The organism is Acinetobacter sp. 1000160, assembly GCF_000588715.1.
In the GTDB taxonomy this organism is placed as follows: Bacteria; Pseudomonadota; Gammaproteobacteria; order Pseudomonadales; family Moraxellaceae; genus Acinetobacter; species Acinetobacter courvalinii.
Genome location: NZ_JFWP02000002.1, coordinates 390,411 through 406,832, shown reverse-complemented (window position 1 = coordinate 406,832; position 16,422 = coordinate 390,411). Strand labels below are relative to the sequence as shown.

12 protein-coding genes are annotated in these 16,422 nt (G+C 45.3%); 5 read left to right on the top strand and 7 right to left on the bottom strand.

Annotation, left to right across the window (positions count from 1 at the left end):
• Nucleotide 1 precedes the first annotated feature (1 nt).
• The 3 genes from J699_RS13060 to J699_RS13070 are packed head-to-tail and all read left to right on the top strand — an operon-like array spanning nt 2 to nt 3,707.
• Nucleotides 2-805, top strand: a complete 804-nt coding sequence (locus tag J699_RS13060) for an enoyl-CoA hydratase/isomerase family protein (RefSeq protein WP_032866886.1) — start codon at nt 2-4, stop codon at nt 803-805.
• Nucleotides 806-816: 11 nt separating this feature from the next.
• Nucleotides 817-2,808, top strand: coding sequence for an acetyl/propionyl/methylcrotonyl-CoA carboxylase subunit alpha (locus tag J699_RS13065; protein ID WP_032866884.1), 1,992 nt, complete (start codon nt 817-819; stop codon nt 2,806-2,808).
• The gene (locus tag J699_RS13070) at nt 2,805-3,707 is read left to right on the top strand and encodes a hydroxymethylglutaryl-CoA lyase (protein ID WP_032866882.1); all 903 of its coding nucleotides are present in this window, start codon (nt 2,805-2,807) and stop codon (nt 3,705-3,707) included. Before J699_RS13065 ends, J699_RS13070 begins: the two co-directional genes overlap by 4 nt.
• 237 nt (nt 3,708-3,944) lie before the next feature.
• On the opposite strand, the gene J699_RS13075 is transcribed toward J699_RS13070, so the two are convergent.
• Nucleotides 3,945-4,883, bottom strand: coding sequence for a LysR family transcriptional regulator (locus J699_RS13075; RefSeq protein ID WP_032868217.1), 939 nt, complete (start codon nt 4,881-4,883; stop codon nt 3,945-3,947).
• Between the two features lie 202 nt (nt 4,884-5,085).
• Here J699_RS13075 and J699_RS13080 point away from each other — a divergent pair, with 202 nt between their 5' ends.
• On the top strand, nt 5,086-8,556 hold the full coding sequence (locus J699_RS13080; protein WP_032882762.1) for an indolepyruvate ferredoxin oxidoreductase family protein: 3,471 nt from the start codon (nt 5,086-5,088) through the stop codon (nt 8,554-8,556).
• Between the two features lie 110 nt (nt 8,557-8,666).
• On the opposite strand, the gene J699_RS13085 is transcribed toward J699_RS13080, so the two are convergent.
• The 4 genes from J699_RS13085 to J699_RS13100 form a co-directional block, all read right to left on the bottom strand.
• Nucleotides 8,667-9,590 carry a 2-hydroxyacid dehydrogenase gene (locus tag J699_RS13085; protein WP_032882761.1) on the bottom strand — a complete coding sequence of 308 codons (924 nt, stop codon included), beginning with the start codon at nt 9,588-9,590 and terminating at the stop codon, nt 8,667-8,669.
• Nucleotides 9,587-10,342 carry a class II aldolase/adducin family protein gene (locus J699_RS13090; protein ID WP_032866878.1) on the bottom strand — a complete coding sequence of 252 codons (756 nt, stop codon included), beginning with the start codon at nt 10,340-10,342 and terminating at the stop codon, nt 9,587-9,589. The genes J699_RS13085 and J699_RS13090 overlap by 4 nt, the downstream gene beginning before the upstream one ends.
• A gap of 81 nt (nt 10,343-10,423) precedes the next feature.
• On the bottom strand, nt 10,424-11,212 hold the full coding sequence (gene paaG / locus J699_RS13095) for a 2-(1,2-epoxy-1,2-dihydrophenyl)acetyl-CoA isomerase PaaG (RefSeq protein ID WP_032866876.1): 789 nt from the start codon (nt 11,210-11,212) through the stop codon (nt 10,424-10,426).
• 44 nt (nt 11,213-11,256) lie between these two features.
• Nucleotides 11,257-13,059: an acyl-CoA dehydrogenase C-terminal domain-containing protein gene (locus J699_RS13100; protein ID WP_032866874.1), complete on the bottom strand. Its 1,803-nt coding sequence runs from the start codon at nt 13,057-13,059 to the stop codon at nt 11,257-11,259.
• A gap of 325 nt (nt 13,060-13,384) precedes the next feature.
• On the opposite strand from J699_RS13100, the gene J699_RS13105 reads away from it, so the two are divergent.
• On the top strand, nt 13,385-13,822 hold the full coding sequence (locus J699_RS13105) for a PaaI family thioesterase (protein WP_032866872.1): 438 nt from the start codon (nt 13,385-13,387) through the stop codon (nt 13,820-13,822).
• Nucleotides 13,823-13,837: 15 nt separating this feature from the next.
• Here the strand turns inward: J699_RS13105 and J699_RS13110 are convergent, their stop codons facing one another.
• Together J699_RS13110 and dcaP are read right to left on the bottom strand one after the other, a co-directional pair.
• Entirely contained in the window at nt 13,838-15,055 is a 1,218-nt protein-coding gene (locus tag J699_RS13110) for an MFS transporter (protein WP_005287064.1), read from the bottom strand.
• Between the two features lie 16 nt (nt 15,056-15,071).
• Nucleotides 15,072-16,388 carry an outer membrane trimeric porin-like protein DcaP gene (gene dcaP / locus J699_RS13115; protein WP_032866870.1) on the bottom strand — a complete coding sequence of 439 codons (1,317 nt, stop codon included), beginning with the start codon at nt 16,386-16,388 and terminating at the stop codon, nt 15,072-15,074.
• Nucleotides 16,389-16,422: the final 34 nt, after the last annotated feature.

Sequence of the window (16,422 nt, the reverse complement as noted above, 5' to 3'; positions counted from 1 at the left end):
TATGAGCTATCAATTTTTACAACTCGAACAACACGATCAGGTGGCCTATGTTTGGCTGAACCGCCCTGAATTGCACAATGCCTTTAATACAACCGTCATTGAAGAGCTACATGCCTGCTTTAAACAAATTAATACACGTGATGATATTCGCGTTGTGGTTTTAGCAGGTCGCGGTAAAAGCTTTTCGGCAGGTGCCGACCTCAACTGGATGAAACAGGCAGGTCAGGCACCTTCAGCTGAAAATGAAGCAGATGCCTTAAAACTTGCACAAATGCTGGATGCACTGGCAAGGCTAAAACAACCGACTATTGCCCGCGTGCATGGCATTGCCTTTGGTGGTGGTATGGGCTTGGCATCAGCCTGTGATATTTGCATTGCCAGCACCGAAGCCAAATTTGCAACTTCTGAGGTGCGTTTAGGGCTTGCTCCATCTACCATTAGTCCCTATGTGATTCGGGCAATTGGTGCAAGACAAGCCTCTCGTTACTTCTTGACTGCCGAGCGAATTTCGGCAGGTGAAGCCAAACACATTGGTTTAGCCCATGAAGTGGCAGATGCCGAAGATTTGGATAAAAAAGTTCAAGACATTATTGATGCGCTATTACTCGGTGGCCCGCATGCTCAAGCGGCATCAAAACAACTCATTCAAATGGTGAGCAACCAGACCATGAGCAATGACTTGCTACAACAGACAGCACATCATATTGCTCAAGTTCGTCAAGGTAGTGAGGCAAAAGCAGGTCTGAGTGCCTTTTTAAATAAACAGCAGCCTGCTTGGGTTTCTAGCTCGAATAACAACAATTAAGGACGATCATCATGTTTGAAAAGATTTTAATTGCGAACCGTGGCGAGATTGCCTGTCGCGTAATTCGTACAGCTAAAAAATTAGGGATTGCAACGGTTGCCGTTTACTCCGATGCAGACGCAAATGCACAACACGTCAAACTTGCAGATGAAGCGGTTTATATTGGTCAGTCCCCTGCAACGCAAAGTTATTTACAAGCCGATCGCATTATTCAAGCAGCAATTGATACAGGCAGCCAAGCGGTTCACCCAGGCTACGGTTTCCTTTCTGAAAATGACCAGTTTGCACTCGCTTGCCAACAACATAACATTTGCTTTATTGGCCCGCCAGTGGATGCCATTTTAGCAATGGGTTTAAAAGCGACCTCTAAAGCTTTAATGGAAAAAGCAGGTGTTCCTTTAACACCGGGTTATCACGGAACCAACCAGGATGCCGATTTTCTGAAACAACAGGCAGATCGCATTGGCTATCCGGTTTTAATCAAGGCCAGCGCTGGCGGTGGTGGTAAAGGCATGAGTCTGGTTGAACGCAGTGAAGACTTTCTGCATGCCTTAGCGTCTTGTAAACGCGAAGCCAAATCGAGCTTTGGTAATGATGACGTCTTGATTGAGCGTTATGTGATTCAGCCACGACATATCGAAGTACAAGTATTTGGTGATACCCACGGCAACTACGTACATTTGTTTGAACGTGATTGTTCGGTACAGCGTCGCCATCAAAAAGTACTCGAAGAAGCCCCTGCGCCACAAATGCCAAGCGAAAAGCTAGATGCAATGCGTCAAGCGGCCATTGATGCTGCACGTGCGGTAAATTACGTTGGGGCAGGTACGGTTGAGTTTATTGTGGAACAAGACGGTACGGCGTATTTCATGGAAATGAATACCCGCCTACAAGTCGAACACCCTGTTACCGAAATGATTACCGGTGAAGACTTGGTTGAATGGCAGCTTCGTGTCGCTTATGGCGAAGCTTTGCCTAGACTACAAAACCAATTGCAAATTCACGGCCATGCGCTCGAGGCACGAATCTATGCAGAAGAACCTGAAAAAGGCTTTTTACCTGCCATTGGTAAAATTGACTATTTGCACTACCCAACGCAAAACCAATATGTACGTGTCGACAGCGGTATTGTAGAAGGCGATGAAATCACGACCTATTATGACCCAATGATTGCCAAACTGATCGTCTGGGGTAAAAGCCGTGAAGCGGCACTCATTCAAATGCAACATGCGCTCAGCCAATTCCATGTCGATGGCTTAGGCAACAACATTGCCTTTCTGGAAAAAATTGTACGTAGCGAATCGTTTAAACAAGCCAAGCTTGATACCAATCTGATTCAACGTGAACATGATTTTCTATTTAACACGCAACAGACAAAACCTGAGCTTATCGTCACAGCAGCATTTATTGAGTTTCTTAGCAAACTCGATAGCAATTGCTCAAGCCAGAAACAGCTTTGGCAAGCTCAACCCCTATGGCGTTTAAATATTGCTTATCAGCACAGTATTAAACTGAACTATTCAGATCAGCCCATTACAATTAAATTTGCCTCAAATAAAGATGGCTTCACCGCAGAATATAACGGTCAAAGCTATCCGATTTCAGGTGAATTGATCGATGCACATACGGCCTCTGTTCAAATTGCTGGGACTCAACAAAAGCTATCGTTTAACCAAAGTCAGCAAGGCATTACCTTATTCCAAAATGGACAAAGCTATAAGTTTGCTTACATTCGCCAAGACTTTAATCAAGCAGATCACCAAGCCGATGAAGGCCATCTAAAAGCACCAATGCCGGGTGTGGTCACTCAAGTGTTAGTAAGCGCAAATCATAACGTGAAGAAAGACGATATTCTGATGACGCTTGAAGCCATGAAAATGGAATATACCATCCGTGCACCTAAAGACGGCGTGATTATAGATTCCTATTTCCAAGTCGGTGATCAGGTCAAAGCTGGCGACGAGCTTGTGGAATTTCAGCCTGCGCAGGAGGAAGTTGCATGAGTGAGTTTGTCAAAATCGTGGAGGTCGGCCCCAGAGATGGCCTGCAAAACGAAAAACAGGCATTAACCGTTGAGCAACGCTTAAACTTCATTCATGACCTGATTCATGCAGGTCTAAAATCGATTGAAGTCGGTTCATGTGTGTCGGCAAAATGGGTGCCGCAAATGGCGCAGAGTGATGAGCTATTTAAACAATTGCCCCAAACAAGCGATGTGCAATTTAGCCTGCTCACGCCCAATATCAAAGGTTTTGAAACTGCTCAAGCAGTAGGATGCAAAGAGGTGGCGGTATTTACCGCAGCTTCGGAAAGCTTTACCCGTAAAAATATTAACTGCTCAATCGACGAAAGCTTTGAAAAATTCACGGATGTGCTAAGTGCAGCCAAAGCACAGCATATCCGTGTGCGCGGCTATGTCTCCTGTATTGTCGATTGTCCCTATGAAGGCGCAATTGCCCCAGAGCAAGTGGTAAAAGTTGTGAAACGACTGTATGACATGGGCTGCTATGAAGTGTCTTTAGGTGAAACCATTGGCACGGCAACACCAAATCGAGTTCAGAAAGTCTGGCAAGCCTGCCTTGCTGAACTCGATAGCACCGTTTTAGCTGGGCATTTCCATAATACCTACGGTATGGCGATTGCCAATATTTATCAGTCTTTACAGCAAGGCATTCGTGTTTTTGACTCGTCTCTTGCAGGACTAGGGGGCTGCCCTTATGCCAAAGGTGCCTCTGGTAATGTAGCGACTGAAGATCTGTTTTATCTACTCTCTCATATGGGCTTCGAAACGGGCATTGATCTGGAAAAACTGATGCAGGCCAGCCAGAATATTAGCAAGGTACTCAACCGAAAAAGCTTGTCGAATTATGCCAATGCGTATGGGCAAACCAAGTGTGCCTAATCATAAATTAAAATAGCTCAGCATCTGGTATAAGGCTTAATATTAGGCAAAGTACCAGATCATCCTCTCTCATCTTTATCTCATTTCATTCAGGAATTGGGATTAAATTCTTCATGCAATTTTTTTAAAATTTATGGTTTATCTCTGTATGAAATGCCTCTTTATAAAGAAGCATTTTCTACTTTTAATTTTAATCCTTATTATTTTGGGTTTCTTTACTACCACACCTCAAATAATTTATAAAAAATAATCGGTATCCTGCTGTATTTTTGGAGAAACATGTTGCTCAACCCACTCCAGCCATGTCCGCGTTTTGACATCGACAAAATCCCGTGACGGCAGCAAGGTATACACCCCAATATCGGGAGAGCGCCACGCTGGTAAAATACGGCGTAATCGACCTGTGCGAATTGCATCGATAGAGGAAAAGGTAGGCAACAAGGCAATACCCATATCCTGCTGCACCACATCCAGTAGCAATTCAGGCGTATCGGCAATGAGTGGGCCATTGATATCAATCTGATACGAACAGCTATTTTCACTGGTCAGATGCCACTGCGGTGTAATCGAAGGATTGACCAGACGTAAACAGGCATGTTGCTGCAAATCATCCAGTGTGTGCGGTTCACCATGCTTTTCCAGATAGGCAGGTGAAGCGCATAACACCGAAAAAATCGTACCAATACGACGCGCTACAAATCTCGAATCCGCCAGAGACTCAGTCAAGTAGAGACTGACATCAATGCCCTTACCCAATAGATCGGGTACATTTTGTGAGGTTCGATATTCAACTGTCAGGTCGGGATAGGTTTGACAGAACTCCGCCATCATCGGTGCCAGATAATGATGACCGAAACTCGCCATACTCAGCACCCGTAATCGGCCCTGCGGCTTGGTGGCCATACCCATTGCCTGTGCTTCAGCCTCCTCCACTATGGCAAGCACCTGACGGCACTGCTCGGCATAGCTTTCACCAATCTCGGTCAAGGCGTGCTGGCGGGTGGATCGTTGTAGTAGTTTTGTACCTAAACGCCCTTCTAATTCGCTAATTAATCGCGAAACTTGCGCAGTTGTCAGTTCCATCTGTTCAGCGGCAGCCGTGAAACTCCCGCTATCAATCACTTTCAGGAAGGCATTCATAGCATGCAAGAGTCCACCATCAAGATTTTTGCGCATAACGTAAATATCTTTTTCTAAATTACGCATTGTTGCACCAGTTTGGATCAACCACAATGACATTAATGTACATACATTGATCAGCTCTTTTTTTAACCCGAACTGTTCAATCTTTTTTCTTATGATGTACTTACTCCAAATATTCAACCGGATGTTGAAAAAACAAGTAGTCAAAACTACGAAGAATTCTAAGGAGATATAAATGAATATAGCGACAAAAGTTACTCCAAAAATGATCGCTACTAAAGATGTATCACTGGACGATAAATATATCAGTGATCACGGTTCAGCCTATATGACAGGCATTCAGGCACTCGTTCGCTTACCTCTAGCACAGACTCGCCGTGATGAATTGAACGGATTGCACACTGCCGGCTTTATTTCAGGTTATCGCGGATCCCCGGTCGGTAACTATGACAATTTCCTTTGGCAAATTGGAGGCATACTTAAAGATCATCATGTCGTCTTTCAACCCGGTATCAATGAAGATTTAGCAGCAACCGCAATCTGGGGCACCCAGCAAGCCAATCTTGCAGGTCAGGGAAAATATGATGGCGTTACCTCCTGGTGGTATGGCAAAGGTCCCGGTGTAGACCGTTCCGGCGATGTACTACGTCATGCCAATCTGGCAGGAACGGCTGAACATGGCGGTGTGGTCGCTTTATTTGGTGATGACCATTCCTGTAAATCATCTACCGTCCCCCATCAATCTGAACATGTCATGATCGGTTGTGGCATTCCTATTTTCTATCCAACCTCGGTGCAACATATTCTTGATCTGGGTGTACATGCGGTTGCAATGTCACGTTTTGCTGGCCTATGGACTTCAATGAAACTGGTCAGTGAAATTGTAGAAACCTCTGCTTCCGTCAATGTGGATTTAGATCGGGTCACCCCCGTGATTCCAGAAGATGTGGACTTCCCTGCAGACGGCGTCAATATCCGCTGGCCAGATCATGGTATCCAGCAAGAACAGCGCCTGTATCAACATCGCTTACCCGCCGTGCTGGCCTATGCCCGCGCCAATCAGCTGAATCAGACCACCTGGCCGTGCGAAAATGCCCGTATCGGGATTGTTGCTAGCGGTAAGGGCTATCTCGACACCATTGAAGCCTTACGCATTCTAGGGATTGAAAACGAAACAGCACAACAGCTTGGGTTACGGGTTTATCAGGTTGGATTGATCTGGCCACTAGAGCCGCAAGGAATTCGTGAATTTGCCAAAGGCTTGCAAGAGCTGATTGTGGTGGAAGAGAAACGCCCTATTCTTGAATCACAAATCAAGGATGAACTGTATTCCCTGCCTGATCAGCAACGCCCACACGTCTTCGGCAAAGCAATTCATGGTAAAGGTGAATGGAGCACCTCAATTGAAGAAGCGCCGCTGATTGGTCATTATGAGTTCCAGCCTGAACCGATTGCCAAAATGCTGGCGGCACGTTTTCTACAACTTGATTTACCACATAATTTAAGACAACAAATTCAGAACCGCATCGATTTATTGCAAAAAGCAGAACAGGAGTCCCGCCGTGTACTGGATCTTGCAGACCGCAAACCGTATTTCTGTAGCGGTTGTCCGCATAACACCTCCACGGTGGTTCCAGAAGGCAGTCGCGCCTTAGGCGGTATCGGTTGTCATTATATTGCGGTGTCACTGGATCGTGGGACAGAAACCTTCTCGCAAATGGGCGGTGAAGGCGTCAGTTGGGCTGGTGCCTCACATTTCACCAATGAAAAGCATATTTTTGCCAATCTCGGTGACGGCACCTATTTCCATTCAGGCTATCTGGCAATTCGACAAGCCATTGCAGCCAATATCAATATCACCTATAAAATCCTCTATAACGATGCGGTTGCGATGACCGGTGGTCAGCATGTCGATGGACATTTGAGTGTCGCCCAACTTACGCGTCAACTGGATGCCGAAGGCATTAAAAAACAGGTCATCGTAACGGATGAGCCAGCGTTGATTCATGCAGAAGAACACCTTGCCCCAAATGTAGAAATCCGCCACCGCAATGATCTGGACGCGGTGCAACGTGAATTGCGCGATATTTCAGGTGTTACCGCTTTGGTCTATGTGCAAACCTGTGCCAGCGAAAAACGTCGTCGCCGTAAACGTGATATGTATCCGGACCCCGCTGAACGCCTCTATATCAATAGCGATATCTGCGAAGGCTGCGGTGATTGCTCGAAAAAATCAAATTGCCTGTCGATTGAACCGGTCGAAACCGCGTTGGGCACCAAGCGTCAAATTAACCAGAGCAGTTGTAATAAGGATTTCACCTGTGTAGAAGGCTTCTGTCCAAGTTTTGTGACTGTGCATACCCGTGATATGAAACGTCCCGACAAGTTTGAAGGTTTTGCCCCAGGCTGGCCTGAACGACCGGTTCTTCCTCAACTCGATCGTACACCAAGCCGGATCATGGTCGGTGGTGTGGGTGGTACCGGTGTAGTCACTGTCGGGGCTTTACTCGGTATGGCAGCACATCTGGAAGGTAAAGCAGCACGCGTCATGGACATGGCTGGCCTGGCACAAAAAGGCGGTACGGTTTATTCCTACGTACAGCTGGCCTCAGATGATGAACAAATTTCTGCAACCAAAATTCCAGCCGGTCAATGTGATCTTCTGATTGGTGCCGATGCGGTGGTGGCAGGCAGTAATGCCGCCCTATCACGTTTAAAACCGGATGCGATGGTGATCGTCAATGAAGATGGTTCCCCAACCTCTGACTTTATCAATAAACGTGACTGGTTTGCGCCGATTACGGATTTGATCAATCGTCTGCGTGGTCGTGTTGATCAGGGCAAACTGGTGTCTTTACCGGCTGCACGTATTGCGACACAGGTCTTGGGCGATGCCATCTTTACCAACCAGCTCTTGCTGGGAATGGCATGGCAATCGGGTCAGATTCCATTACTGCGTGAGAGCATTGAAAAAGCCATTCAACTGAACGGTACGGCAGTCGAGAAGAATCTGGAAGCTTTCCGTGTAGGTTGCCATCTCGCCAGCGATCCGGATCTGGCCAAGCGATTACTGGATAGCTTACCTAAACAGCATGTGCCACAAACACTGCCAGAACTGATTGATGATCGTTCGGTCCGTTTGCAAGACTACTGGAATGATGCGTACGCCAATATATACCGAAATCTTGCAGAACAGGCCGCGAAGGTATTGCCGGAAGAACTGGCCAGCACGATTGCCACACAGCTTTATCGGGTCATGGCCTATAAAGATGAATATGAAGTAGCGCGCCTGCTCACAGGAGCCAGCTTTAAAAAATCAATCGAATCACAATTCGGACGTGGGGTACGTTTATCCTATCACCTTGCCCCACCGACACTGGGTACCAACGTGCGCAAACGCATTTTTGGTTACTGGATGCGCTTCCCGATGATGTTACTTGCCCGCTTACAATGGCTGCGCGAAACCTTCCTTGATCCATTTGCACGTCAGGAAGAACGCCAACATGAGCATGCCTGGCGTGATCGCTACATTGACTTTGTGAAAGCACTGGTTGCAGCACCACAACAGTATGATTTGACGGTGGCTGCACAGATTGCCGAGCTTCCAGCGGAAGTACGTGGCTTTGGCCATGTTAAAATGCAGGCGATGCAATCTGCGAAACAACGCTGGGATGAGCTATCAACTCAGCTGAATAACAACACTTAAAAAAATAAATCACTGGCTGAGTCAGTCCCATCAAAAGGGAGTGGCTCCGCCAGCCGATTCAAAATCAATTGCAATAAATGATCATCCACACAAATAGCCGTTTCCCCGATTTAATAGCCTTTTAAGGTATCCACCTGATTGAACAAAGCTTGGCCCTGCATCACCCGTTGATCATTTTCCAAAATCTGATTCACCACAATTGACCAGGGTGCATGTGAAGCAACATGCGGCGTGATCACCACTTTTTCATGTTGCCAAAGTGGATGATCTTCAGCCAAGGGCTCTTTGCTAAAAACATCCAGAATCGCGCCACGTAAACGTCCAGAATCCAGATAACTTAATAAATCCTGCTCAACCAGATGCTGACCACGACCACAATTGATGATACAGGCCTGTTCAGGAAGCTGGTCAAATAAAGATTTTGATAAAATCCCCTGATTACTTTCCGTAAGTGGCAATAAGTTAATCAGAATTTCAGCCTGTGCTAAAAACTGATGAAAATCTTCAGCGCCGGCATAGCATGTGACCTGTGCGATCTGTTTAGGACTACGAGACCAGCCAGCAACCTGATAACCCAGTGCGGCAAACTGTTTCGCCATATAGGCACCCATTTGCCCGAGGCCCATAATTCCGATTTTCACATCAGCATGCGCTCGTTGCGGGTATTGTCGCCAGCGTTGTTGCTGCTTTTGTGCAAAGGCCTGATCAAAGAACCGTTGATAATATAAAACACCCCATTGCAGATAATCGAACATCCCTTGTTGATGGAGCTGATCGACCACCCGACATACTTTATATTGTGAACCAATTCTTTGTAGATTCAGGTGCTCAACGCCAGCGGCCATTGAATGAATCAGTTTTAATTCAGGTAACTTCTCCAGATGATCCAGATCGGGAAACCATGAAACTGCCGTGGTAGCAAATTGAGCCTGCTCACTGTCTGCCAGACAGTACGAACCTGATGGAGCATATTGTAAAAATGCATCTTCAAGCCATTTTTGTACCTTGGGCACCGTGGTTGCAATTACAATCATGTACAGTATTCCTCACGCTGCTGTTCAATCAATGACAAGGCGGCGTTCCAAGCATTTAGAATAATTTTTTCAACACCGTTAGATTCGAACTGCTGGGTTGTATGTTCACACACCGCTTCGGAAGGAAAATGCAATTCCGCCCCACCCGCAAGCGCCTTGATCTGAGCCTGACATGCCCGTTCTAAAAAATAAATTTCATGAAAAGCACGCTGCACACTATCTCCTGTTGCCAGCAAGCCATGATTTCTTAAAATCATGACACAATGATTGCCCAGATCCTGAACCAGACGTACTCTTTCCTCAGTCGATAGTGCGACACCTTCATACTGGTGATAACTGACTTTTTTATAAAATTTCAGTGCATGTTGTGAGATGGGCAACAAACCCTGCTGCTGTGCTGAAACTGCAATCCCATCGGCAGTGTGGGTATGAATGACACAGTGAATATCTTCACGCGCGGCATGCAATGCGGAATGAATGACAAAACCGGCGACATTGACTGTTTTACCTTGATCATAATCTTCTACGATATTGCCTGCACCATCAATTTTCACCAGATCCGAGGCTTTCATTTTTTCAAATGGAATGCCATAGTGATTAATCAGAAAATGCCCCTTCTCATCAGGTACACGCAGACTAATATGGGTATCGATCAGATCCGTCATCCGATAATAGGCAATCAATCGATATAAAGCCGCTAACTGACAACGCGCGTCCCATTCGGTTGTCGAAACCATTTCTTTTAAACTCATGTTATATCCCTATTTAAGTGCTTCCGATAGCAAATACTCTTTTTCATTTTTAGATGTAAAGGCCATGCATAGTCAATGCATCTAGTTAAAGTCAGGTTTCCTCTTTTGCATAAATGCGGCCACACCTTCTTTATAATTGTCTGATTGTCCTGCGATACGCTGAAATTCGCGCTCCAGTTGCAACTGCTCAGCAAGCGTGTTGTCTGCAGCATGATTTAACGCTTTTTTTATCAATGCAATTGAACTACCGGGACGTTCGGCCAACTGTTCAGCCAATGCGGTGACATTTGCTTCGAACAGCTCATCTTCATAGACCTCCCAGATTAACCCCCAATCCAGGGCTTGCTGGGCAGAAAGCTTTTCTCCCAGCATGGTCAGCCCTTTGGCACGGGCCAAACCGACCAGTTGCGGTAAATTCCATGTTCCCCCCGCATCAGGGATCAGGCCAACCTTGCAAAAAGACTGTATAAAGGCAGCAGACTGTTTAGCCACCACCAAATCACAGGCCAATGCCAGATTGGCACCTGCGCCGGCAGCGACACCATTCACCGCAGCAATGACGGGTTTGGTCATGTCTGTAATTTTAAGTACCAGCGGATTGTAGAATTTCTCTAAAGCCGCGCCTGCATCATAATCCGGCGCAGCAATAACATCCATCCCCCGTGATCTTAGATCCTGTCCAGCGCAAAACCCTTTGCCTGCGCCAGAGATGACGATCACTTTGATTTCCTTCGAAACTGCCCACAGATCTAAAGCTGCTGCAATTTCACGATGCATGTGTTCATTAAAACTATTCAGCACTTCTGGACGATTCAGCGTCAAATAACCGACCCGATTATGTTGACGAAGCAAAATATGTTCAAATTCCATTTCTGTTTAGACTCCTAAATAAATCCAGACCGTTCCGCGCAGACTTAGAATGCAAAAGCCGCTGCATCCAGCTCCATCACAGCCTCAGCTCCAGATGCAATAGCAGCGGCATGTGCTTGGGTACGATGTAATAATTTCTGAAAGAAGAACTTGGCTGTCGTGAGTTTGGCCTGATAGAACTTTTCTTCTGTCGTTCCTGCAAGCAACTGTTCTTGTGCAACCTGAGCCATCCGTGCCCAAAGATAGGCAAAAACCACATAGCTGGAAAAATAGAGATAATCGACCGAAGCCGCACCAATTTCTTCAGGATTTTGCTTGGCTTTTTGTGCAATATCGCGGGTCAGCGATAACCATTGCTGCTTCAGTTCAGTGAGTTTTTCCCCGTAAGCTGACAGGGCTGTATTGGACTGATGCTCAATAACCCACTGCTCAATTAAATCGGTCATGTTTTTTAACAGTTTGCCTTCAGACTTCAATACTTTCCGTGCCAGTAAATCTAAAGACTGAATTTCAGTGGTGCCTTCATACAAGGTGGAAATCCTTGCGTCACGCACAATCTGTTCCATGCCATGCTCAACAATAAATCCATGCCCGCCAAAGACCTGCATGCCATGCTTGGCAGACTCATTTCCCGATTCAGTCAGGAAAGCCTTGGCAATAGGCGTTAACAAGGCCAGTAATTCATCCGACATTTTCCGTTGTTCGGAATCATCTGAATTTTCCACAATATCGACATGCTGCGCCAGAAAATAAGCCAATGCCCTTCCTCCTTCAGAGAAAGCTTTTTGGGTCATCAACATGCTGCGAACAGCAGGATGGACAATAATTGGATCTGCATTCTGCTCGGGGCATTTTGCACCCGCTAAAGAACGCATCGCTAAACGATCTTTGGCATAGGCTAAAGCACCCTGAAATGAAATCTCGGAGGCAGCCAGTCCTTGCACAGCAGTGCCAATGCGGGCGGTATTCATAAAGGTAAACATACAGTTGAGCCCACGGTTTTCAGGGCCAATCAGATAACCTTTTGCAGCATCAAAATTTAAAACGCAGGTGGCATTGCCATGAATTCCCATCTTGTGCTCAATCGCGCTACACAGCACATTGTTTCGGCCTTGAAGATTGCCCTGATCATCAACATTCAATTTAGGCACAATAAACAGCGAAATTCCTTTGGTACCCGCAGGAGCATCGGGTAAACGCGCCAACACAATATGGATAATATTTTCAGAAAGATCATGTTCCCCTGCAGAAATAAAAATCTTTTCCCCCGTGATGGCATAACTTTCATCTGGATTGGGTAGCGCTTTGGTCCGGATCAGCCCCAGGTCAGACCCTGCATGCGACTCTGTTAAACACATGGTGCCGGTCCAGACACCTGTGATTAACTTGGTTAAAAATAGCTGTTTCTGCTGTTCAGTGCCGTGATGCTCAATGGTACGCATCGCGCCATGGGATAAACCCGGATACATCGCCCACGCCCAGTTCGAGCCACACAACATTTCTGAAATCGCGATACGCAGCAGTGTCGGTAAACCTTGACCGCCATATTCAGGATCGGCTGTGAGGGAAGTAAAACCGAGTTCCACATATTTATCATAAGCTTCTTTAAAGCCTTTCGGGGTGGTGACTACACCTTGGTTTAAATGACAACCTTCCTGATCGCCATTTTGATTGATTGGAGCCAGTTCATTTTCACAAAAATCTGCTGCAGCCTCTAAATATTGATCCACCAGTTCACGACTGACGACATCCTGATATTTAGATAATTTTTGGTAATTTTGTTCGGTTTGAAGCAATTCATGCAGCACAAATTGCATATCGCGCTGCGGGGCTTTGTATAAAGGCATGGTTTTTTCCTTATCTATCTTTCACCAAGATGCAATCAAGCGATGTGCCTGAATGAACTTTTCTTATTCCTGACTTTAAAAATATCAAATAAATTTCTTATTGCAAAATTTATTTTCATTTTAATGGCCTAAATTTTGTAAAACCACTTCCAGATTCACATTAAAAAAAACCGTAAGACACTGTATACATATAAAAATATAAATCTAAAATGCATTTCCATAAAAAATAAAGCGGAAAATAAAATTTTGTTTTACGAAATTATATTCCGTAAAAAATTAAATTATAGTATGTTGATGAGATTGCTTAGACTTGCAAGGATGATTTATGGATAACCCGAAATACACTGGTCTTGAATTCTTAACGGCTTTAAAAAATGGTGAGGTCTCTGCTTCTCCCATGGCTCACACCATTCCCATGGAACTGATCGAAGTCTCAAAAGGAAAAGCGACTTATAAAGTGACCCCTGGACAGCAACATCGAAATATACAGGGGGGTGTGCATGGCGGCTTTTGTGCAACAGCGCTGGATACTGTCACAGGGAGTGCAGCACATACCTTACTTGAACATGGCGTTGGCTATGGAACCATTGATTTAAATGTAAAAATGATTCGTCCTATGCAAGTTGATAGTATTTATTACGCGCAGGCCGAATTGATTAATGCCGGACGAAATATCATTACGACTGAAGGTAGAATCGTAGATGAGAATGGAAAAGTGTATGCATTTGCTGCTGCGACTTTAATGATTATTCGCAAGGCCTAGAAAGAAAGCGCCTCTTTATGAGGCTTGCTTCTCCAGCTCAGCATTCTTTACTGCACGAAAATCCAGACGATCAATCATAAAACTGATCACAGCCATGCTAAGCCCCAAAGCTACACAGGCCGGCCATCCCCAATGTTTCCATGCATACACAGCAATGAAGGAACCTAATGCTGCGCCACCAAAATACAGGGTCATATAAATCGAGTTAATACGGGAACGTGCTTCTGCGGAAATCCGGTACACCAGATTTTGATTTAAAACATGAAAGGCAGACAAACCAAAGTAAGCCAGAATAACCCCGATGGCATAGGCAAATAATGACTGCTGAGCAAAATACAGCGGTATCCAGGCGATTATCAGTAACCACATACAGATCAGCGCAACCCGATTTTCCCCACCTGCTGCAATCTGCTTTCCCGCCCACGGCGTTGCAAAAACCCCTGCCAGTCCAACGATACCAAATAGACCAATCTGGAAGTCATTAAAGTGGTATGGCGCATTGGCGAGAATAAAGGTCATGGTGGTAAAAATAAGTGCCAAAATACCGAAGCCAATCCCGCCCGCCAGACCACGACGGAGTAAATGGGGTTGATGTGTCGCCAAAGAAAATAAAGAACGATAAATTTGTAGAACCGTTAATTGATGAGATTTTCGGGCATCGGGTAACTTTAACCACATCACTGCTGCAAACGCTAAAATCAACAAACCACTTAATAAATAGACGGCATGCCACGACCAGATTGTAGATAATAACCCTGCAACTGATCTGGCCAGTAAAATTCCAAGAAATAAACCGCTCATTAAGGTCCCTACAATTTGCGGGCTTTTTTCAGGTCTCGCCAATCCTGAGGCAAATGGGACCAACACCTGTGTTGCGATCGAAAAGAAAGTCGCTAAAAAGGTGAACCCATACAGTACCGGCAAGGACTGGCTAAACGACAAGCCTACTTGGGCAAATCCGGTGCAGCACATCAACACACAGATATAGCGCCGCTTTTCAAAAAAATCCCCAAGCGGAACCAAAATAAAAAGACCAACTGCATAAGACAGTTGGCCAATGACGATGGTAAAAGCCACCTGCTCTGCATTCACCTGCAAGGCTTGAGCAATTGAATAAATCAGAGGCTGGTTATAATAGTTCGACCCTGCACAAAGGCCACATGTCACTGCCATGATGAAAATAAAACTTTTTGACAATAGCGTGTCTGTGTCGGGCCGAATCATTTTTTCCATTTAGCCTGTCCTATTTTTAAAACTTGTACATCGATACAAAGTTAAGACGAGATACATCCGCTGTTCTGCCATCAAATACTTCACGTTTGCCCTGATGATATTCGAGCCCGATATCAATTTGCTCAGCTGGTGAATAAAAGATATTGGCAGCATAATCGGTTAAACGTTTATTCGCATCCTGATTCAGCTTGGCATATTCAGTATTGTAATCATATTCAAATAAAGAAGCAGATAGATTGCTACGCCACTGATCATTGAATTTATATGAATAACCAATATTAAAGCTATGCAGTTTATTCATCAGCAAATCGGTTTTATCCTGATTTAAAGAGAAATCACCTGCCGCATTCAATGCAGTTGCATTTGCCAAACCACTTTGCGTGGTATAAGGCATGAACTTCTGATCCCCTACAATATATTGATAATTCGCCTGAACAGACTGTTGCGGATCAAATTGGTATTTTAATCCTGTTCCAGCGCCCCAACTGACTTTCTTGACCGTATCTTTGGCTACATCGACTGATTTTTCGTTCACGAAACCTTGCGCCAATGCAGTCAGAGGGCCTTGCTTAAAGGTATATCGACCCGTCAATGAAGGAAAAGCGGAAACCCGTGACCCGGTATGCTCCAAAGCAACTTTCAGGTCGTGATTCTGATCAATTTTCCAGTCATAACGCACTTGCGGCGTACGGGTATATGACGTCCCCATAAACTGAGTATAGTCCACAGATTCGGTTCGGGTTTCCATATTGGACATTAATGACCAGGTTTGACCAAAGGTCCAGTCTTTATAGGTAAAATAGGCATGGCGAATACGGAACTTGCCATCTCCCGTTCCCATATTGGAACTGTCAAAGAAATCAGCTTCGACATTGCCTGTGACCGCCTTGTCCGGACTATTGAAATATACTCCGAGTCGGCTGGCATTAATACTTGCATCGGAACGGGAATGATTCGCGCGTTTATCATTTTCAAATGGAGTCCGATAAATACTGCTGGTGGTTCTTCCGCCTGAATCGGGTGAGGATTTAAAATCAACTGCGGCATCCAGCCGGGCGATTCCATACACCTTTACATTATCGGTCCAGGTCACCCATGACGGTGCAATCGGCTTTGCCGTCTCGGCAGTAATATTTTTTTCTACATTTTCTTCAATTTTTGCCTGTTTAACCTGCAAATTATTTTGCGTCTGCTTTTGTGTTTGCAGCTCTGCCTTTAATTTTTGCAATTCGGTTTCTAACAGATTGATCCTTTGTTCTGTCGTGGTTGCCGTATTGGCAAAAATAGTCCCTGAAGCCACAGCACATGCTGTCGCTAAAATGAGTTTTTTCATCTTTTAATCCTTTAAGATACTTGTTTCCGTGTGC

Excerpts from the sequence above, each read along its gene's own strand:
- J699_RS13060 (WP_032866886.1), top strand. The coding sequence starts at position 2 with ATGAGCTATCAATTTTTACAACTCGAACAACACGATCAGGTGGCCTAT.
- J699_RS13065 (WP_032866884.1), top strand. The coding sequence starts at position 817 with ATGTTTGAAAAGATTTTAATTGCGAACCGTGGCGAGATTGCCTGTCGC.
- J699_RS13070 (WP_032866882.1), top strand. The coding sequence starts at position 2,805 with ATGAGTGAGTTTGTCAAAATCGTGGAGGTCGGCCCCAGAGATGGCCTG.
- J699_RS13075 (WP_032868217.1), bottom strand. The coding sequence starts at position 4,883 with ATGCGCAAAAATCTTGATGGTGGACTCTTGCATGCTATGAATGCCTTC.
- J699_RS13080 (WP_032882762.1), top strand. The coding sequence starts at position 5,086 with ATGAATATAGCGACAAAAGTTACTCCAAAAATGATCGCTACTAAAGAT.
- J699_RS13085 (WP_032882761.1), bottom strand. The coding sequence starts at position 9,590 with ATGATTGTAATTGCAACCACGGTGCCCAAGGTACAAAAATGGCTTGAA.
- J699_RS13090 (WP_032866878.1), bottom strand. The coding sequence starts at position 10,342 with ATGAGTTTAAAAGAAATGGTTTCGACAACCGAATGGGACGCGCGTTGT.
- paaG (WP_032866876.1), bottom strand. The coding sequence starts at position 11,212 with ATGGAATTTGAACATATTTTGCTTCGTCAACATAATCGGGTCGGTTAT.
- J699_RS13100 (WP_032866874.1), bottom strand. The coding sequence starts at position 13,059 with ATGCCTTTATACAAAGCCCCGCAGCGCGATATGCAATTTGTGCTGCAT.
- J699_RS13105 (WP_032866872.1), top strand. The coding sequence starts at position 13,385 with ATGGATAACCCGAAATACACTGGTCTTGAATTCTTAACGGCTTTAAAA.
- J699_RS13110 (WP_005287064.1), bottom strand. The coding sequence starts at position 15,055 with ATGGAAAAAATGATTCGGCCCGACACAGACACGCTATTGTCAAAAAGT.
- dcaP (WP_032866870.1), bottom strand. The coding sequence starts at position 16,388 with ATGAAAAAACTCATTTTAGCGACAGCATGTGCTGTGGCTTCAGGGACT.